Raw genomic sequence first — 19438 nt, forward strand, 5'->3', positions numbered from 1 at the left:
GGAAAGCAGTCGATCGATTCACGATGCACGCAAAGACAAGAAGGAATGCGAATCATGGAATCAAGTGAACTGGTGCTGTACTTCGACGGACGATGTCCGTTATGTGTCGCGCAGATACGGCGTCTCGGCGCCCGCGACGCGCATCAGCGGCTGGCTTTCGTCGATATCGCCGGGCCGGGCTTCGACCCGGCGCCGCTGGGCGTCGGCCTGCCCGCGCTGAATCGCGAGCTTCATGCGCGTCTGCCGGACGGACGCATGCTGACCGGTGTGGACGGCATCCTCGCCGCCCATGCGCTGACCGGGCGCGGCTGGCTCGTCCGGCTGCTTCGCGCGCCGGTCGTGCGCGGTGTGCTGGCACCGCTGTATCGCCGCTTCGCGCGCAACCGGCACGCCGTTTCGCGCTGGCTCGGCTATCGCCCCGAAGCGACGTGCGACGGGCCGGCGTGCGGTAGCGACCGTGCCGCAGAACCCGCCGAACCCGCGGCCGATCGTCCCGCACGTGACGACGTACGCCGCATCGTGGTGACCTGGATGTACGGCGCGGCGCTCGCGCATCTGCTCGTCGGCATCGCCGTTCCGTGGGTGGCCGGCACGCCGTGGCTCGACGCGTATCACCGCGTCATCGAGCTGCATTTCTGGGCGGGCGCGGCGCCCGGCCCGGCGCGCGCGCAGCAGGTCTGGTGGATGTCGCTGATCGGCGCGACGGTGCAATGCGCGTCGGTCTGGATGCTGGCGCTCGTCCACCTCGGCAACCGGCTGCGCCGGCGGGAAGTGTGGGGATGGCTGCTGGCCGGCCTGGCGATCTGGGCGCCGCAGGACATGCTGTTTTCATTGCAGGCCCGAGTATCGGGCCACGTGGCGATCGACGCGGCGGCACTCGTTGCGATGGTGCCGCCACTTGTGTGGCTGTGGAGGAGGGATACCCCATGAACACCTTGCCTGCTTACGACTGGGCGCTCAACCTGCTGATCGTGCAGGGCGCGATGGGCGCATTCGATACGCTCTATCACCACGAGCTCACGCAGGATCTGCCGCACAGCCCGCGCGCGCGGCTCGAGCTGGGGATTCACGCGGTGCGCTCCGTGCTTTACGGTCTCGTATTCGCGTCGATCGCGAACGTCGCCTTTCACGGCGCGTGGGTCGCGGCCCTCGCGGCGGTGGTGGTCGTCGAGGTGGTGCTGACGTTGTGGGATTTCGTCGTCGAGGACCAGAGCCGCAAGCTGCCGGCGACCGAGCGCGTGCTGCACACGCTGCTGGCCGTCAACGGCGGCGCGCTGTTCGGGATGATCGCGATGCAGCTGGCCGTCTGGGCGCACGAGCCGACCGCGCTTCAGGTACTCGACCTCGGCTGGCGCGGCGGGTTGCTGAGCGTGTTTGCCGTCGGCGTGACGGTATCGGGCCTCCGCGACGGAATCGCGGCCTGCCGGATCGGGCAGCGCGCGCCGGCCGCCAATCCGTTTGCGGGGCAGCCGCCGGGGAACGTGCTCGTCACAGGCGGAACCGGCTTCATCGGCGAAACCCTCGTGAACCACCTGCTCGATGCGGGCCATACGGTCACGTTGCTGGCGCGCGACCCGCTGCGCGCGGCCTACCAGTTTCAGGGCCGTGTGCGCAGCGTGACGTCCGCCGGGCAACTGCGGCCGCACGAGCGTTTCGACACGGTCATCAACCTCGCGGGGGCACCGGTGCTGGGCGCGCGCTGGAGCAAGCGCCGGCAGGCGGTGCTGCTCGCCAGCCGTGTCGGCGTCACGGAATCGTTGATGCGCTGGGTCGAGACCGCCGAGGTCAAGCCCCGCACGTGGATCCAGGCGTCGGCGATCGGCTACTACGGCGTGCGGCCTTCCGACGAGCGGCTCGACGAGCGCAGCAGTGCCGGCACCGGCTTCATGTCCGGGCTGTGCCGGCAGTGGGAGCAGTCCGCGCAGGCGCTCGAGCGTCATGGCGTGCGCTCGGTGGTGCTGCGGCTGGGCCTCGTGTTCGGCCCCGGCGGCGCGTTGCGCCCGATGCTGCTGCCGCACTACTTCGGGATGGGCGGGCGATTCGGCGACGGCACGCAGGTGATGAGCTGGATTCACCGGGACGACGTGCTGCGGATCATTGCACGCGCGATGTCGAACCCGGGCATGCACGGTGTCTACAACGCGGTCGCACCCGCGCCGTTGACCCAGCGCGAGTTCGTGCAGGTCGTGTCGAAGGTGTTGCGTCGCCCCGCGTTTCTGCACGTGCCGGCCGCGCCGCTGCGCATCGCGATGGGCGAGATGGCCGCGCTGCTGCTGGACGGGCAGAGGGTGATGCCGGCGCGGCTGCATCAGGACGGATTCATGTTCCGGTTCCCGACGGCCGAGCACGCGCTGCGCGACCTGACGAACCGGCCGCACGCGGATTTTCCGCGTACGGCATGTCGTTTGCCGCGCCGTCGTGTATAAATTCGGCGTGAATGCGTTCGTGGCGCGTCGTGCGCCCCGAACGCTCCGCATCCGACCTCACAAGGAGACTGCATGCTGCACATCCTCGGCAAGATTCCGTCCATCAACGTCCGCAAGGTGCTGTGGCTGTGCACCGAACTGAACCTGCCGTTCGAACAGGAAGACTGGGGCGCGGGCTTTCGCACGACCAACGATCCGGCCTATCTCGCGCTGAACCCGAACGCGCTCGTGCCCGTCATCAAGGACGACGATTTCGTGCTCTGGGAATCGAACACGATCATCCGCTACCTCGCGAATCGTTACGGCGGCGACGCGCTGTATCCGGCCGAGCCGCAGGCGCGTGCGCGGGTCGACCAATGGATCGACTGGCAGGGCGCGGACCTGAACCGCTCGTGGGTCGGCGCGTTCCTCGGCCTCGTGCGGAAATCCCCCGATCACCAGGATCCGGCCGGCATCGCGCAGTCGATCGCAGGCTGGACGAAGCACATGCAGGTGCTGAACGCGCAGCTCGAAAAGACGGGCGCGTACGTGGCCGGCGACACGTTCACGCTCGCGGACATTCCGATCGGCCTGTCGGTGAATCGCTGGTTCGGCACGCCGTTCGAGCATCCGGAATTGCCGGCGGTGTCACGCTATATCGAACGTCTCGCGACGCGCGAAGGCTTCAAGCAATACGCGGGCAGCGCGAATCCGTAAGCCGGCCGGTAGCGCGTGAGGCGGCCGTGTTGCCATCGCTGCCGCTTCACGCCTGATTCATCGATCCAAGTACCCGTCGTCACGCGCCGGGCGCCGGCAGCGCGTCGAGCACGCGCGCAAGAAACGCCTCGTGGTTCCACGCGGATTCCGGCCGCGACAGCCCGAGCCGCACGACCACCAGTTGACGGCTCGGCACCACGCTCACGAACTGGCCTTCATGGCCGACCGCATGAAACGCGTCGGCCGGCATCGCGACCGCGTGCGGATCGCGATCGTTGAACGGCTCCGGCACCCTGACCCACAGCTGCGCGCCGTATTCCTGGCGCGACGACTGCGGCGTCGCGCGCGTCAGGTAGCGTACCCAGCCGTCCGGCAGCAGCCGCTGCCCGTCCCACACGCCGTCCTGCAGCAGAAGCTGCCCGAAGCGCGCCCAGTCGCGTGCGCTCGCATACATGTACGACGGACTGACGAGTGTGCCCGACACATCGGGCTCGAACACCGCGCTGCGCATGCCGAGCGGCGCGAACAGCGCGCGACGCGGAAACGCGAGATAGTCGTCCCCGCTGCCGCCCAGCGCCTCGCGCATCACGCGTGCGACGATCGCGCTCGTGCCGCTCGAGTAGGACCACTGCGTGCCGGGTGTCGCCGCGAGCGGCTTCGCCGATGCGAACCGCGCGGTATCGGGCTGCGTGAACAGCATCAACGCGACGTCGGACAGCGGGTCGTCGTAGTCCTCGTTGAATTGCAGGCCGCTCGTCATCCGCAGCAGCTCGTCGAGCGTGATGGCCGCGCGCGGATCGCCGCTGCCGCGCCATTCGGGCAGCAGCGCCGACGTATCGGGCGACAGCTTGTGCTGCGCGACGAGCGCGCCGACCAGCGCGGCCGTCACAGTCTTCGTCATCGACCAGCCGGGTAGCGGCGTGTCGGCCGTGAAGCCGGGCGCATAGCGTTCGGCGATCACCTGGCCGCGCCACATCACGACGACTGCGCGCGTGCGCCGCGGTCGTGCCGGATCGGGCTCCTCGAACGCGCGGTCGAGCGCGGTCTGCAGTTTCCGTGCGTCGATGCCGGCCGGCGGCGTGGCCGGCGCGGCTGGTGCGGGCTGCGCGGGCGGCGGATCGGGGAGGGGCGGCAGCGCGGCCGGTAACGCGCCGGGCGACGGCCCGATCGCGAGCGTGCAGCCGAGCCCGGGCCGGAAGTCGGCATCGCGCCGGGCGAAGCCGGCGAAGGTCGCCACGGCGCGATGATGGTCGGGATCGATCGACGGGCGCACCAGTTTCAGCAGCGGATGCACGCCGGCCATGATGTCGACGTCGATCACGGACGCGGCAGGGCGGCCCGATACGTACACGCCGGAACACAGCGCCTTCGCCGCATAACCGGTCGCGACCGGCGCGAGCCGGGACAGCATGTAGCCCGTGTAGCCGATCGCGGCGACGGCCGCGAGCGCGACGCCGCGCAGGATCGGCTTCTTGAAGGGGATCGTCATGCGCGGGTGTCCTCGGTTGTCTGAAGGCGGAACACGAACCGGCAGTGTCGCAGGTTCGGGCCGGCGGTGGCAATCGCGAGGGGCGGCGATGCCGGGCAGCATCGACACGGCGCGGATTGCCCGGCCTGTGCGAATCGTCTGTGTCGATCGCCGAGGTCGAACGGGCCGCGTGCGGCCCGTTCAAGCGGTGTATCACTGCGCGTTGTCGTGGTCGGAGCGCAGGGTCCAGACCGTCGCGGTATTCGTGTCGTCGTCGACGGCTGCGAATTGCGGCTGGCCTTTGCGGCCGTGCCCGAACGCCTGTCCGAACGCGGCCCGGGAACGGTGTCGACCTGCATTTGCGCGACGAAGCGCCCGTCCACCGTGAATTCGACGATCTCGCTCGGCTGCAGCGGGTCGGCAGTTGACTGCGTCGCCGTTCGCGGTCAAGAGATGGCCGTTCGGTGAGAGCGCCAGCGCGACCCGGCCCGGCAAGTTGAAATCCGACCCGTCGTCGTCCGATAATCGTCCGGCATTGCACTCGCGCTTTCCCAGTCCAACCGATATCGGAACCCGACATGTCCTACGACAACAACAACCCGTTCGCCAGAATCCTGCGTGGCGAACTGCCGTGCGTGAAGGTCGCGGAAGACGACACGACGCTCGCGATCATGGATCTGATGCCGCAGGCCGACGGCCACGTGCTCGTGATCCCGAAGGAGCCGGCCGCGCAGATCTTCGACTTGTCCGGCGACGCAGCCGCGGCCGGCATCCGCATGACGCAGCGCGTCGCGGCGGCGGTGCGCGCGGCGCTCGAGCCGGACGGCGTGTTCATCGGCCAGTTCAACGGCGCGGCAGCCGGCCAGACGGTTCCGCACGTGCACTTCCACGTGATCCCGCGCTGGGAAGGCGCCGAGCTGCGGATGCACGCGCGCGAGATCGCCGACGCGGCGACGCTCGAAGCGCTCGCGCAGCGCATTCGCGCGCGCTTCGTGTAACGCGTCGATTGCACGCGGCACGGCGCGCCACGGCACACCGGCCGTCGCGCCATTACCTGTTTCGGCGGTCATGCGAGGTAACACGTGTAACCGCCGGCGAAACTCGGCCCGGCCGACCCGGCGCTAGACTCGGCGCATTGCTTCATCGAGCGACAGGAAGGGCGGATCGCCTCTTCGTGCCGGCCGCCGCACCTCGCGGCGGCGCGGCGTTCGCGAGGTGCCATTCGTCTTTCGCGCCGGGAATCGAGCCATGTCCAGACTTCTCATTACGCTTGCCCTGATCGGCGGCCTGTCCGGCTGCTACGTCGCGCCGCCGTACGGCTATGCGCCCGCGCCGGCCTACTACGGCTATGCGCCGGCGTATTACGCGCCGCCTGTCAGCGTCGGGATCGGCGGCAACTTCCGCATCCGCTGACCCGGCACCGGGCGCGGGCCCTGGCCGCCCCGGCCAGGGTCGTGGCGTCGTGCCGGACGATGCGCGCGGATTCGCGCGCCGCATGACGGCGGCGCGCCGCGCGGCGTGTGCGCGGTTCCTATACTTCACAGGAAAGCGCACTCCGGCGAGGCAGTCATGACAGTCACCCGCAAGGTCGCCGCCCTGTCGGGCATCTCCACGCTCGTTTATCTCGGGCTCGCGGTGCTCGGCAGCGGCGGGTTCGCGGCCTTCTTCTCGCATCCGCCGCTGATTGCCGTCGTCGTCGCGACACTCGCGATGGCCGTCGCGGCGATGTTCACCGAAGGCAACCTGAGCAGCGGCGAGCGCGAGAACCGCGACAACCGCTGGGTGCTCGCGGCGTTCGGGGTGAGCGGGTTCCTGCTGGCCTACCTGCCCGCGCTGACCGACCGGCTCGACTTCTGGACCTTCGGCGGCGACGCGGTGCGCTGGGCCGGCGTCGCGCTCTACATCGCGGGCGGCGTGCTGCGCATCTGGCCCGTCTTCGTGCTCGGCAAGCGCTTCAGCGGGCTCGTCGCGATCCAGCCGGGCCATACGCTCGTGACCGACGGCATCTACCGCCGCATCCGCAATCCGAGCTATCTCGGCCTGCTCGTCAATTCGGTCGGCTGGGCGCTCGCCTTCCGCTCGGGTGTCGGCGTGCTGCTGGTCGTGTTGACGATGATCCCGCTCGTCGCGCGTATCCGCTCCGAAGAGGCGCTGCTGCGTGCGCAATTCGGCGCCGAGTACGACGCGTATTGCGCGCGAACCTGGCGGCTGCTGCCCGGCGTGTACTGACCCCCTTCATTTTTCCCCGACCGTCGTTTCCGGGCCCGCTCACGACACGTGCCCGATGTGTTGCCACGTGTGTCGCAAACGTGCGAAGCCCCGCATGGACGACCCGTCGTCGCGCAGGGCCGGAACCTCGGCGGAGTCAATGCCGGCGCGGGTTTGCGGGCATTCTGGTGCGGGCGTTCGGGGGCGCCTGTTCGTAAACAACTTGTTACCAGAATGTCGACGGCAAGGATGCGGGACCGGTGCTATTCTTCGCCGCAAGCTCATTGAAATGAATTGGTCCGCGGTTCGGCACAATGCCAGACCCGACGTCGATCGATTCAGATCGTCGTACCGAGCGGACCTTCGATAACCAGATTGCGAACAAGGAAGAATACGGGAATGTGGAAGAAAATCGCCCCCGCTCTCGTCGTCGCCGCGCTGACCGGCGCGACTGCGCTGCCGGCTCTGGCAGGTGACATGAACAACGCGCTTGGCGGCGCGCTCGGCGGGGTAGCCGGCGCAGCGGTCGGCGGTGCGCTCGGCGGCAGCACGGGCTCGGTGATCGGCGGCGCCATCGGCGGCGGCGCGGGTGGCGCGGTGACGTCGAACCGTCGCGAGCGCACCGGCGCGATCATCGGCGGCGCCCTCGGCGGCGGCGCAGGCACCGCGGCAGGCAACGCGATGGGTGGCCGTACGGGTGGCCTGCTGGGTGCGGCGGTCGGCGGCGGCGCCGGCGCGGCGCTCGGCGGCAACATGTCGCGCAGCTCGTACGAGCGCGATCATGGCGATCGTGGCTATCGCCACCGCAAGCATCGTCACCACCGCGACTGGGACTGATCGCCGCTCGCGCGGCACGGTGCGCGAACCGCGCACCGGCGCGTAGACGGCGTCGGCTTCCGACGCGAGATTCGGCCCGGCGGCCTGCCGGGCCGCCATCGCCGGCCAGACCGGCGAACATTTTCCGGCTTCACCAGCCGCGGCCGGATGCCCGATCGACGGGCCGGCCAGTTTCCCCTCCTCGCAGCATTTCCCCGTTTTCCGGCTACACCACCTCTCGCGACGGAATGCGTCCGCGCAGCGTCGACATCCTTGGCGTTCCATTCGACCCCGTTCGATCCTCGTTCCGCCCCGTTGGCCCGTTCCGGTTCGACGACGGCTCATGATCGGTGCGGAGCGGCTCGCAGCCGTGCACGCTTCGGCGCACGCCAATCTGCGTAACCGGATGTATCGCGACCCGCGTGCGCGATCGGCGTGACCGCAGTTGCGTACCAGCGCCTCCAGCGCCTCCAGCGCCTCCGACGTGCGTTTGCACGGCCCCGCCCGTCAGGATTTCCCGGATAGCCAGACCGTCGCGCCACGCTCCCTCACCGCGTATCGCGGGTGCCGGCAGGTAGTGGGAAATCGAATGGAATCCATCGCAACATTTAATTGGTCGATTGCGAACGACTTCGCTATCGTCGGCGATGCTCGCGTACGGCGTCGAACCGTGCCGCCGGCCGCGCGTCGCCGCATGAACGGAAGCGCCACGGCCCGGCCGCCGGCCCCGCAAGCATGGGCCGCTGCGTCCGATGAACCGGACGAACCCGTCGCGAAGCCTGGCCGACCGAACGAAGGCGCGTGCGCCTTCAAGCCACCCCGGCAACGATGTCCCGCCGCCGCATGCGTGCCCCACGCGCATGCGTGCCGCCCGATGCCGTTGGCGCCCGGGGCCGGACCAACCCATTGCCTGGATGCACTATGTCTAAGACAACGTATTACGCGCCGCACGGCGGCCACCCGCCGCAGACCGATCTGCTGACCGATCGCGCGATGTTCACCGAGGCGTACGCGGTGATCCCGAAGGGTGTGATGCGCGACATCGTCACGAGCTGGCTGCCGTTCTGGACGAACACGCGCCTGTGGGTGATTGCCCGCCCGCTGTCGGGTTTCGCGGAAACCTTCTCGCAGTACATCGTCGAAGTGAACCCGGGCGGCGGCAGCGACAAGCCCGAGCAGGACAAGAACGCCGAAGCCGTGCTGTTCGTCGTCGAAGGCGAAGCCGAGCTGACGCTGCAGGGCACGAAGCACGTGCTGAAGCCGGGCGGCTACGCGTTCATTCCGCCGGGCGCGGACTGGACGCTGCACAACGTCAGCGATGCCGCGGTGCGTTTCCACTGGGTGCGCAAGCATTACCAGGCCGTCGACGGCATTCCGCTGCCGGACGCATTCGTGACCAACGAGCAGGACGTCGAGCCGATCCCGATGCCGGGTACCAACGGCGCATGGGTGACGACGCGCTTCGTCGACATGAGCGACATGCGCCACGACATGCACGTGAACATCGTGACGTTCGAACCGGGCGGCGTGATTCCGTTCGCTGAAACGCACGTGATGGAGCACGGGCTGTACGTGCTCGAAGGCAAGGCCGTCTATCGCCTGAACCAGGACTGGGTCGAGGTCGAAGCGGGCGATTTCATGTGGCTGCGCGCGTTCTGCCCGCAGGCATGCTATTCGGGTGGCCCCGGCCGCTTCCGCTACCTGCTGTACAAAGACGTGAACCGTCACATGAACCTGACGCTGAACCCCGCGCGCTGAAGCGCTGCGCCAGCAGTCGAATGTAAAAACCCGCCGGCGCATGCCGGCGGGTTTTTTCTTTGCGCGGCGGTTGTCCGGGATGCGCATGTCGATTCCAGGACCGGTAACCTTGCCGTCGCCCGAACGGCGGCGGCGCGGGCCATCCCGTGCGTCATCCCTTGCGTCCGACGCTCAACGGCGCATCGGTCAGGCGCAGCTCATGCGCCAGGTCGATCAGCGCGCGCAACCGCGCGGGCACGAAGCGATGGCCCGAATAGTAGAGCCGCAGCCCGCCGAACGACGGGCACCACGGCGCCAGCACCGGCACCAGCGCGCCGCTCTTCAGTTCTTCGCCGATGAACCATTCGGAAATGAAGCCGATGCCCAGCCCGAACAGGATCGCCTGCTTGATCGCGGCAAGTTCGTTGAGCGCGAACCGCACGGGCAGGTCCATCTGCAGCTTCTGCCCGTTGCGTTCGAGCTCCCAGTGATAGATGCCGCCGTGGGCCATGCGCATGCCGATGCTCTGGTGCTTGAGCAGGTCGCGCGGATGGCGCGGCGTGCCGTGGCGCTTCAGATACTCGGGCGTTGCGACCACCAGCATGCGGATATCGCGCGACAGCGCGACGGCGATCATGTCCTGCGGCACGGCTTCGGCCAGACGGATGCCGGCGTCGAACCCCTCGGCGACGATGTCGATCAGGCGCGACTCGCTCACGATGTCGATGCGGACGTCGGGGTAACGCTGCGCGTACGGATGGAACAGCGGCCCCAGCAACAGATGCGCGGCCCCCTGCGGCGCGTTGATGCGCAGCGTGCCGCTCGGTGTGTCGGGACCGGCGGCGGCATCCTCGCCGGCGCTCCTGATTTCGGCGAGCGCGGGCGCGATGCGCTCCACGTAGCGCTGGCCCGCATCGGTCAGCGACACGCTGCGCGTCGAGCGGTTGAACAGGCGCACCTTCAGGCGCGCTTCCAGTCCGGCCACGGCGCTGCTCACCGCCGTCGTCGACATGCCCAGCTCCAGCGCCGCGCCGCGAAAGCTGCTGCGGCGCGCGACGGCCAGGACCACTTCCAGCTCGGTCATTCCGGTGCGGTGCATCGATTGTCCTGATTTTCGGGATGAGTCATCAGAGATAAGACGGCTTATCGGAACAGTAATGTATTCTTAGACTGCGTGTCATGACGGCTTGTCGGATACGCACACAAGGAGTACGCACCATGCAACGCATCGAACAGATCTACATCGACGGCGAATTCGTGACGCCGCACGGCGACGAATGGTTTGACCTGCACGACCCGAGCACCGAGCGGGTGATCGGGCAGGTCCGCCTCGGCGACGAGCAGGATGCCGAACGGGCGATCGCCGCGGCCAAGGCCGCGTTTCCCGGCTGGTCGCGCACCACGCGGGAAGAACGGATCGCCGCGCTCGAGCGCATGCGCGACGCCGTCGTCGCGCGGGAAGACGACCTGATGGAGGCCGTCGTGACCGAATACGGCGCGCCGGTCGAGCGCGGCCGCTGGATGGCGACCTATCCGGCGGACGCGATCCGGCAGGCCATCGCCGCGCTGGAGACGTTCGCGTTCGAGGAGCAGGCCGGCTCGGCCCGCGTGATCATGACGCCCGTCGGCGTGGCCGGCCTGATCACGCCGTGGAACAGCGATGCGGGGTTCATCTGCAACAAGCTGGCCACCGCGCTGGCGGCAGGCTGCACCGCGGTCATCAAGCCCAGCGAGATGAGCGCGATGCAGACGCAGGTCGTCACCGAGGCGCTGCATGCGGCGGGCTTGCCCAAGGGGGTGTTCAATATCGTCAACGGGCGCGGCGACGTGGTCGGCGACGCGATCTCGCGCAGCCCCGACGTCGCGAAGATTTCGTTCACCGGCTCGTCCGTGGTGGGCCAGCATCTGGTGAGCGCCGGTGCGGCGACGATGAAGCGCGTGACGCTGGAGCTCGGCGGCAAATCGCCGACGGTGGTGCTCGACGATGCGGATTTCGCGAGCATCATGCCGCTCGTGCTGCAGGCGGGATTCATGAACAGCGGTCAGGCCTGCATCGCGGGGACGCGCGTGCTGGTGCCGCGCCATCGGCTCGCGGAATTCGAAGACGCGATCAGCCAGGCGGTGGCGCGTGTGCGCACAGGCGATCCGCGCGATGTCGGCACCGACATCGGGCCGATGGTCAGCGCGAAGCAATGGGAGCGGGTGCAGCACTACATCCGCATCGGGCAGGAAGAAGGCGCGGTGCTGCTGACGGGCGGTGAAGGGCGGCCGGACGGCTTGCAGGCCGGGTGGTTCGTGAAACCGACGGTCTTTTCCCGGGCGAACAACCGGATGCGGATCGCGCAGGAGGAAATCTTCGGGCCGGTGCTGACCCTCATCCCTTACGAAGACGACGCCGATGCGATCGCCATCGCCAACGATACGCGCTACGGCCTGAGCGCGATGGTGCTGGGCAAGGACTCCGAACGCTGCGAGCGCGTGGCGCTGCAGATCGATTCCGGCCGCGTGCTCGTCAATACGCTGGCCCACGAGCCGCTTGCGCCGTTCGGCGGCTTCAAGCATTCGGGGCTGGGGCGGGAAATGGGCCGGTGGGGCATCGGCGCGTATCTGGAGCCCAAGACCCTGATCGGGAGCGCAAGCCGGGTCGCGTGAGCGGGAGCTCGCATTTGATGCCCCTGTACGCCGTGCGGGGGCGTTTGCGTCTCTCATGCTGATGCATCACGCATGCATCACCGGTGATCGGGCGCGCAAGCCGGGTCGCGTGAGCAGGCACTTGCCCTCAATGCCCTTGTCCGCCGTGCGGTCGCGTTTGCGTATCTCATGCGGCTGCACATCGCACGCGCATCGCTGGTGAAAAGGCGCAGCCGGTGATTCCAAGCCTCGGAGGTGGAACGGACGCATGCGGCGCATCCTGACGATGCGCGGCTGCTCGCGGATGCCGCTGCGTTGCGCGGCTACAAGCCGAGCGCGTGCGCGGCGAGCTGCGCGACCGCCAACCGCGTGTCGGGCAGCAGGTCATCCTCCATCAGCCACACCGCCGACAGGCCCGCCCACGCCAGAATCCACTTCAGCAGCCGACGGCGATCGAGTCGTGCGGCATCGGCCACGCACACGACGCGTTGCGTGAAGCGCGCCGGATCGGCCGCGATCTCGTGCGCGGGATTGCAGAACAGGTTCGCGTAGTCGAACGCACGATCGCCGCGCAGCCCTTTCGGGTCGATCGCGAGCCAGCCGCGATCGCCGAAATGAAGAATGTTGTCGTGATGGATGTCTCCGTGCAGGACGACTTCGTCGACGGGCGGTCCGCCCAGCAGCTCGCGCGCGATCGTTGCCGAGCAATGCAGCACGTCGTCGCCAATGTCGTCCGACAGCAGCGAACGGAACCAGTCGCGCAGCGGCACGACCGAAGCCGGCTCCGGCGCGCGATGCGCGTGCAGCCGGGCGACGACGCCGCATGCGATGCGCATCGTGTCGTCGTCGTGACCCGATGCGGACAATTTGGCCAGCGACGGCGCGGGCTGCGCGCGCTCGAGCAGGATCGCGTCGATGTCGTGCTGCCACACCTGCGCCGCGCCGTGCCCGTTCCACCACGTCATCAGCGCGTTGCCGCGCCGCTCTTCGTCGCAGGTGGCGACCTTCAGCATCGCGGGCCGCGCCTGCCAGAGAACGGGCAACAGGCCGCCGCTCGCGGTCAGGATCGGGCCGCCGTCGGGTACGAGGCCCCACAGGCCGAGGTATCGATCGAACATCACACGATGCTACAGGCGAAACGGATCGCGCGCAGCGCGGTTCTCCCGGCCGCGTTTGACGTGCCCGCGCGTTCGACGTGAACGGCCCGACACCCATTCCTAAATAAAATTTAGCCAGCCAAACTTTGGCTAAAGAATGTTCCGGTTTCGCGCGATCCCTTCGACAATGCGCGCCTTTCGTGACCAGTCGGTGCATATCGCGCGCCGGCCGTCGCAGCATCGAAGAAGGAGCCCGACATGACCGACCACACCGCATCCCCTCCGCCGCCGCCCGTGCCGCCGCCGCGCCGCCGTCGCGCATGGCGCACGCTCGCGGGCGCGCTGCTCGGCCTGACGCTCGCGTGCGCGGGCATCGGCGCATGGACGATCAATCGCATCTGGACGCAGCTGCCGTCCGTCGAGCACCTCGCCGTCTATCGTCCCGCGCTGCCGCTGCGGATCTTCTCGCGCGACGGCGATCTGCTCGCCGAATACGGCGTCGAGCGGCGCGAGTTCGTGCCGCTCGAACGCATCCCGGCGCTGATGCGGCACGCGCTGCTCGCGGCCGAGGACGCGAAGTTCTATCAGCACGGCGCGGTGGATGTCGGCGGACTCGCGCGCGCGACGTTCGCGAACGTCGTGACGGGGCAGCCGGGGCAGGGCGGCAGCACGATCACGATGCAGGTCGCGCGCAACTTCTACCTGACGCGCGACAAGGTGCTGAGCCGCAAGCTCGCCGAGATCCTGATGGCGGCCAAGCTCGAACGCGAATACAGCAAGGACAAGCTGCTCGAGCTGTACATGAACGAGATCTACCTGGGTGAGCGCGCATACGGTTTCGCGGCGGCGGCGAACGTGTATTTCGGCAAGCCGCTCGACGCGCTGAACGCGGGCGAGGCGGCCGTGCTCGCGGGGCTGCCGAAGGCGCCGTCCGCGTTCAACCCGGTCGTCAATCCGGCGCGCGCGACCGCGCGGCGCAACTACGTGCTCGGGCGGATGCACGCACTCGGTCAGCTCGACGACGCAACTTATCGCGCAGCCGTCGACGCGCCGATCGCGCTGGCGACCACGCCGCCGCCCGGGATCGTCGCCGCGCCGTACGTCGCCGAACGCGCGCGCCGGATGATGGTCGAGCGCTTTCACGACGACGCGTATACGCTCGGCCTCGACGTGACGACCACGATCTCGATGCGCGACCAGCGCGCGGCCGAAGCCGCGCTCCAGCGTACGCTGAGCCGGCAGCCGGGCGCGAAGCGCGATGCGCGCAACGGGCTCGAAGGCGCGCTCGTGTCGCTTGATGCGGCCACCGGCGACATGCTTGCGCTCGTCGGCGGCGCGGATTTCAATCGCAACGTGTTCGACCATGCGCTGCAGGCGTATCGCCAGCCGGGTTCGAGCTTCAAGCCGTTCGTCTATTCGGCCGCGCTGGAGAAGGGCTACTTCCCGGGTGTGCTCGTCGACGATACGCAGCGCACGCTCACCCATGAGGAAACCGGCGCGCGGCCGTGGCGTCCGCGCAATTTCGGCAACCGCTACGAGGGTTTCATCCCGGTGCGGCGCGGGCTCGTGCGCTCGAAGAACCTGGTCGCGGTCAGCCTGATGCAGGCCACCGACGCGCGCTACGTGCAGCAGCACGCGGTGCATTTCGGCTTCGACGCGCAGCGTAATCCGGCGTCGCTGCCGCTCGCGCTCGGCGCGGGCGCGGTGACGCCGCTCGAACTCGCGAGCGCGTACAGCGTGTTCGCGAACGGCGGGACGCGGATGGAGCCGCGCCTGATCCTGTCGGTGAAGCAGCGCCACGGCGGCGCGATGTACGAGGCCACGACGCCGGAAGGCGCGCGCGTCGTGTCGGCGCGTAACGCGTTCTTGATGGACAGCATGCTGCGCGACGTCGTGAAGGCCGGCACCGCGCGCGGCGCGCTCGCGCTGCGCCGCGACGACGCGGCCGGCAAGACGGGCACGTCGAACGGGTCGAAGGATGTGTGGTTCGCCGGCTACTCGTCGGGGGTCGTCGCGGTCGCGTGGCTCGGCTACGACACGCCGCGCCCGATGGGGCGCGCGACCGGCGCGACGCTGGCGCTGCCGGTCTGGCTCGACTACATGAAGACGGCCGTCGACGGACGCACACCGGTCGATGCGACGCCGCCGCAGGACGTCGCGCTCGTCGACGGCGATTTCGTCTACGCCGAATACACGCGCGGCACGTGCACGGCCGACGTGCCGTCGTACATCCGCAGCCGCTTCGCCTGCGGCGGCGCGGCGGCGCAGGACGCCTCCGATGCGCCGGCCGGCAGCGGCAAACCCGACGAGCCGATGCCCGCGGCCGTCGACGCGGCCGAGCGCGAACGCGTGCTCGACCTGTTCCGTACCGACGACTGACGCGCACCATGCATACGCTTTATCTGATTGCGATCGTCGCGGAAGCGATGTCGGGTGCGCTGATGGGCATGCGGCGCGGGATGGACCGCTTCGGGCTCGCGCTCGTCGGCGCGGTGACGGCGCTCGGCGGCGGCACCGTGCGCGACGTGCTGCTCGGCCACTATCCGCTCGGCTGGATCGCGCATCCCGAATACCTGGTGATTACGCTCGCCGCGGCAACCGTCGCATCGTGGGCCGCCCGGCATGTCGCGCGAATGAAGACGCTGTTCGTCACCGTCGACGCGATCGGCCTCGCCGCGTTCACGATCATCGGCTGCGACATCGGCGCGTCGACCGGCGCCGCGCCGATCATCGTCGTGCTGGCCGGCGCGATCACCGGCGTGTGCGGCGGGATGCTGCGCGACCTGCTGTGCAACGAGATGCCGCTGATCCTGCGCGAGGAACTGTACGCGAGCGTCGCGTTCGTGACGGGCGCGTTGTACGTCGGGATGCAGCATCTCGGCATCGATGCGGGCGCGGCGACCGTGGTCGCGCTGGTGGCCGGTTTCTCGATGCGGATGCTGGCCGTGCGGCTCGGGTGGAAGATGCGGACCTTCGGCGCGGCCGACGTCGGGCATTGACGCGCGGCCGCGCGGCGGCGTTCAGTCCGGCTGCATCACCTGGAAGACATTGCCTTCCGGATCGATGCCGTCGAGCAGCCGGTACGGGAATCCGTCGAAGCGCTTGACGTCGCGCACGGTGACGCCGTCGCGCGCGAGACGGTCGCGATGCGCGTCGATGTCGGCGTCGATCCGGAAGACGAGCTTCACGTTGTTCGTCGCCGGGTTCGCATTCGACGGCTCGGCCGCGTGGCGAAACGCCGGGCCGGCCAGATGCAGCGCGAGTTCGATCGCGCCCGCGTCGAGCACCGCCCATTCACCGTCGATTTCCTCGATGACAGGCAGATCGAAATGGCGTTGATAAAACGCCTTCAGCAGCGTGACGTCCTGGACGTACAGGATGATGCGGGTCATCGGAAGCGGCACGGGAGTCTCCTCGAAAGGGAAGCGCGAATGAGGCTGCTTGAAAGCCGGGCGCACCGATCGACGGCCGGGAGACAACCGGGAAGCGGCCGCCCCGCATGCACCCGCGGCGTCATGCCGGGACCATGACCGGCGGCGCACCGTCGCCGGTTTCCACCATCTTCACGGAAAACCCGTAGCACTGCGCGATATGCGCGGGCGTCATCACGTCGCGCGGCGTGCCGTGCGCGACGATCGTGCCGTCGGCGAGCATCGCGATCGTATCCGCGTGCCGCGCGGCGAGGTTCGGATCGTGGACGATCGCGAGCACGCCGAGCCGCCATTCGCGCGCGACCGAGCGCACGGTGTCGAGCAGCCGGTGCTGGTGCGCGAGGTCGAGCGCGGCGGTCGGTTCGTCGAGCAGCAGGTAGCGCGGGCCGCTCTCCGTTGCTTCTTCGTCCGGCCATAGCTGCGCGAGCACGCGCGCGAACTGCACGCGCGCGAGTTCGCCGCCCGACAGCGTCGTGACGTCGCGGCCGACGAGCGCGTCGGCGCCCGCGCGTTCGAGCGCGCGCCACGCGATGTCGCGATCGTGATGCGACGTCGCGCCGCTGCGCCGCGCATGCGGATAACGGCCGAGCAGCACGATTTCGTCGACGCTGAACGGAAAGGCCGGTTGCGCGGCCTGCGGCAGCACCGCGCGCAGGCACGCGAGGCGCGGCGCGTCGATGCGCGCGAGCGGTTCGCCGTTCAGCGTGATGTGGCCGGTCACGCGCACGCCGCTCGGCGCGACGCTGCCGGTCAGCTCACCGGCGAAGGTCTTCAGCAGCGTGCTCTTGCCCGCGCCGTTGCGGCCGAGCAGCGCGGTCACGCGGCCCGGTTCGATCGACAGCGACAGGTCGCGGAGGATGGCGTTGTGGCGGCGCGCGACGTCGAGATGGTGAGCGGTCAGCATGGTCGTCGTGAAGAAAGGGTTACCCGCCGAGCGCGCCGCGGCTTTTCCACAGCAGCGCCAGAAAGAACGGTGCGCCGAGCAGCGCGGTCAGCACGCCGAGCGGAATTTCGGCCGGCGCCGCGACCGTGCGCGCGGCGAGATCGGCGGCGAGCGTCAGCAACGCGCCGAGCAGCGCGGCGCCGGGCAGCACGACGCGCTGGTCGGGGCCGCACGCGAGACGCACGCAATGCGGCGCGACGAGCCCGATGAAGCCGATGATGCCGGCGCACGATACCAGCGCGCCGACCGCGAGCGCGACCGCGACGAGCACGCGCCGCTTCAGCCGTTGCACCGGCACGCCGAGGTGCAGTGCCTCGGTTTCGCCGAGCTGCAACGCGTTCAACGCGTCGCGTTCGCGTGCGAGCAGCACGCAGCCGATCGCGACGCACGGCGCGACGGCCGCCAGCGCGGACCATTGCGCGCCGCCGAGGCTGCCGAGGCTCCAGAAGGTCAGTGAACGCAGCTGCGCATCGTCGGCGACGAACGTGAGCAGCCCGATCGCCGCGCCGGCCAGCGCATTGATCGCGATGCCGGCGAGCAGCAGCAGCGGCAACGCGAGCCGGCCGCGCGACGCGGCGAGCCGGTAGACGAGCGCGGCGACCGCGAGCGCGCCCGCGAACGCGGCGACAGGCAACGCGGCGGCACCCACGTGCGCGGCGAACAGCGCGGGGCCGAGCACGATCATCGTGGTCGCGCCGAGTGCCGCGCCGCTCGACACGCCGACGAGCCCCGGATCGGCGAGCGGGTTGCGGAACAGCGCCTGCATCGCGGCGCCGGCCGCGCCGAAGCCGCCGCCGACCAGCAGTGCGAGCGCGACGCGCGGCGCGCGGATGTCGAGCAGCACCGCGCGCGCCTGCTGCGCGGCGGTGTCGCCGGTCAGCGCGGCCCAGGCTTCCGTGAGCGGAATGCGGTATGCGCCGACGCACAGCGCGACGACGGACATCGCGCACACGAGAACGGCGAGCACGGCCAGCGCGAACGGCGCGAAGCGGCGCGACGTGCCCATGCGCGCGGCGCCGGAGCGCGACGCGGGCGACGGTGCGGGGAAGGGCGAAGCATGAGCGGGCATCGGGGCGATCCGGGATCAGGCGAGTGCATCCGACAGCCGTCGGTGCAGGGTCGTGACGGCGAGCGGCAGGCGTGGGCCGAAGCCGAGCAGGAACAGGGCATCCAGCGACACGACGCGTTGCGCGCGGCCGGCCGGCGTCGCGCCGAAGCCGGGCGTGGCGAGCAGCGCCGCGCGCCCGCCGACTGCCGCGAGCCCTTCGTCGGAAATCAGCACGACGTCGGGCGCGGCGGCCGCGAGCGCCTCGGTCGTCAGCGGCTTGTAGTGATCGAAACCCTGCATCGCGTTGCGTGCGCCCGCGTAGCGGATCATCGCGTCGGCGGCCGTGCGCTGGCCGGCGACGAGCGCCTGGTTGCCGGTATGGTTCAGCACGAACAGCACGCGCGGCGGCTGCGCGCCGCCGGGCGCGCGGGCAGCGACCGCGTCGCGCGCGGCCTGCCAGTCGCGGTCGAAACGTTGCAGCAGCGCAGCGCCCGCGTCGCGCACGTCGAGCGCCTGCGCGACGCCCGTGATCTTCGCGCGGACCGATTCGACGTCGTGCCGTTCGTCGAACGTCGTCACCGCGACGCCGGCGCCTTTCACCTGCGCGATCGCGGTGGGCGGGCCGGCTTCCGCCGACGCGAGCACGAGATCGGGCCGCAGCGACAGCAGCCCCTCGGCCGACAGCGCGCGCTGGTAGCCGACTTTCGGCAAACGCTTCGCGGCATCGGGATACGTGCAGGTCGTGTCGGCGCCGACGAGCCGGTAGCGCGGCGTCTCGGCACCGCCGAGCGCGAACGCGGTTTCCGCGAGCGCGCCGCCGATCACGACCACGCGCTTCGGCGCAGCCGGTGCGGCCTGGGCGAGCACGCTGCCGGGCAGCGCGCCGGCGAGCGCGCCGGCCGCCGCGCCCGCCAGCATGGCGCGGCGGCGCGGATCG

At 69.6% G+C, this 19438-nt stretch carries 18 protein-coding genes and 1 pseudogene; 11 read left to right on the forward strand and 8 right to left on the reverse strand.

Features of this window, described 5'->3' with window-relative positions:
- Positions 1-54: 54 nt before the first annotated feature.
- From E9536_RS16300 to E9536_RS16310, 3 genes are all read left to right on the forward strand, one after another.
- Positions 55-930, forward strand: coding sequence for a DUF393 domain-containing protein (locus tag E9536_RS16300; protein WP_136470171.1), 876 nt, complete (start codon positions 55-57; stop codon positions 928-930).
- Entirely contained in the window at positions 927-2426 is a 1500-nt protein-coding gene (locus tag E9536_RS16305; protein ID WP_136470172.1) for a TIGR01777 family oxidoreductase, read from the forward strand. Before E9536_RS16300 ends, E9536_RS16305 begins: the two co-directional genes overlap by 4 nt.
- 72 nt (positions 2427-2498) lie before the next feature.
- Positions 2499-3122 carry a glutathione S-transferase gene (locus tag E9536_RS16310; protein ID WP_021159929.1) on the forward strand — a complete coding sequence of 208 codons (624 nt, stop codon included), beginning with the start codon at positions 2499-2501 and terminating at the stop codon, positions 3120-3122.
- 79 nt (positions 3123-3201) lie between these two features.
- On the opposite strand, the gene E9536_RS16315 is transcribed toward E9536_RS16310, so the two are convergent.
- Both E9536_RS16315 and E9536_RS42080 read right to left on the reverse strand, forming a co-directional pair.
- Complete coding sequence (locus E9536_RS16315) at positions 3202-4611, reverse strand: serine hydrolase (RefSeq protein WP_136470173.1); 1410 nt, start codon at positions 4609-4611, stop codon at positions 3202-3204.
- A gap of 192 nt (positions 4612-4803) precedes the next feature.
- Positions 4804-5094, reverse strand: a pseudogene (locus E9536_RS42080) (hypothetical protein); the annotation flags it as partial.
- Between the two features lie 74 nt (positions 5095-5168).
- Between E9536_RS42080 and E9536_RS16325 the strand changes: the two are divergent.
- From E9536_RS16325 to E9536_RS16340, 5 genes are all read left to right on the forward strand, one after another.
- Positions 5169-5588 (forward strand): HIT family protein, encoded by a 420-nt coding sequence (locus E9536_RS16325; RefSeq protein WP_021159927.1) that lies wholly within the window; start codon positions 5169-5171, stop codon positions 5586-5588.
- A gap of 250 nt (positions 5589-5838) precedes the next feature.
- Positions 5839-6003: a hypothetical protein gene (locus tag E9536_RS41435; protein WP_162836114.1), complete on the forward strand. Its 165-nt coding sequence runs from the start codon at positions 5839-5841 to the stop codon at positions 6001-6003.
- A gap of 156 nt (positions 6004-6159) precedes the next feature.
- Complete coding sequence (locus E9536_RS16330; protein WP_091920641.1) at positions 6160-6819, forward strand: isoprenylcysteine carboxylmethyltransferase family protein; 660 nt, start codon at positions 6160-6162, stop codon at positions 6817-6819.
- A gap of 378 nt (positions 6820-7197) precedes the next feature.
- Positions 7198-7635 (forward strand): hypothetical protein, encoded by a 438-nt coding sequence (locus tag E9536_RS16335; protein ID WP_027790397.1) that lies wholly within the window; start codon positions 7198-7200, stop codon positions 7633-7635.
- A gap of 900 nt (positions 7636-8535) precedes the next feature.
- The gene (locus E9536_RS16340; protein WP_027790398.1) at positions 8536-9372 is read left to right on the forward strand and encodes a bifunctional allantoicase/(S)-ureidoglycine aminohydrolase; all 837 of its coding nucleotides are present in this window, start codon (positions 8536-8538) and stop codon (positions 9370-9372) included.
- Positions 9373-9523: 151 nt separating this feature from the next.
- Here E9536_RS16340 and E9536_RS16345 read toward each other — a convergent pair whose 3' ends face one another.
- Positions 9524-10450, reverse strand: coding sequence for a LysR family transcriptional regulator (locus E9536_RS16345; RefSeq protein WP_166741981.1), 927 nt, complete (start codon positions 10448-10450; stop codon positions 9524-9526).
- Positions 10451-10569: 119 nt separating this feature from the next.
- Between E9536_RS16345 and E9536_RS16350 the strand changes: the two genes are divergently transcribed.
- Positions 10570-12003, forward strand: a complete 1434-nt coding sequence (locus tag E9536_RS16350) for an aldehyde dehydrogenase family protein (RefSeq protein ID WP_136470174.1) — start codon at positions 10570-10572, stop codon at positions 12001-12003.
- Positions 12004-12305: 302 nt separating this feature from the next.
- Here E9536_RS16350 and E9536_RS16355 read toward each other — a convergent pair whose 3' ends face one another.
- Positions 12306-13100, reverse strand: coding sequence for an aminoglycoside phosphotransferase family protein (locus E9536_RS16355; protein WP_136470175.1), 795 nt, complete (start codon positions 13098-13100; stop codon positions 12306-12308).
- A gap of 237 nt (positions 13101-13337) precedes the next feature.
- Here E9536_RS16355 and E9536_RS16360 point away from each other — a divergent pair, with 237 nt between their 5' ends.
- Both E9536_RS16360 and E9536_RS16365 read left to right on the forward strand, forming a co-directional pair.
- Complete coding sequence (locus E9536_RS16360; protein WP_136470176.1) at positions 13338-15458, forward strand: PBP1A family penicillin-binding protein; 2121 nt, start codon at positions 13338-13340, stop codon at positions 15456-15458.
- Positions 15459-15466: 8 nt separating this feature from the next.
- The gene (locus E9536_RS16365) at positions 15467-16078 is read left to right on the forward strand and encodes a trimeric intracellular cation channel family protein (protein WP_136470177.1); all 612 of its coding nucleotides are present in this window, start codon (positions 15467-15469) and stop codon (positions 16076-16078) included.
- A gap of 21 nt (positions 16079-16099) precedes the next feature.
- On the opposite strand, the gene E9536_RS16370 is transcribed toward E9536_RS16365, so the two are convergent.
- The 4 genes from E9536_RS16370 to E9536_RS16385 form a co-directional block, all read right to left on the reverse strand.
- Complete coding sequence (locus E9536_RS16370) at positions 16100-16483, reverse strand: VOC family protein (protein ID WP_060083792.1); 384 nt, start codon at positions 16481-16483, stop codon at positions 16100-16102.
- Positions 16484-16592: 109 nt separating this feature from the next.
- Positions 16593-17414, reverse strand: a complete 822-nt coding sequence (locus tag E9536_RS16375) for a heme ABC transporter ATP-binding protein (RefSeq protein ID WP_136470178.1) — start codon at positions 17412-17414, stop codon at positions 16593-16595.
- Positions 17415-17433: 19 nt separating this feature from the next.
- Positions 17434-18522, reverse strand: a complete 1089-nt coding sequence (locus E9536_RS16380) for an iron ABC transporter permease (protein ID WP_136470179.1) — start codon at positions 18520-18522, stop codon at positions 17434-17436.
- Between the two features lie 15 nt (positions 18523-18537).
- Complete coding sequence (locus E9536_RS16385) at positions 18538-19419, reverse strand: helical backbone metal receptor (RefSeq protein ID WP_211097467.1); 882 nt, start codon at positions 19417-19419, stop codon at positions 18538-18540.
- Positions 19420-19438 lie beyond the last annotated feature (19 nt).

It is taken from the genome of Burkholderia sp. LS-044 (assembly GCF_004803625.1).
Taxonomy (GTDB): domain Bacteria; phylum Pseudomonadota; class Gammaproteobacteria; order Burkholderiales; family Burkholderiaceae; genus Burkholderia; species Burkholderia cepacia.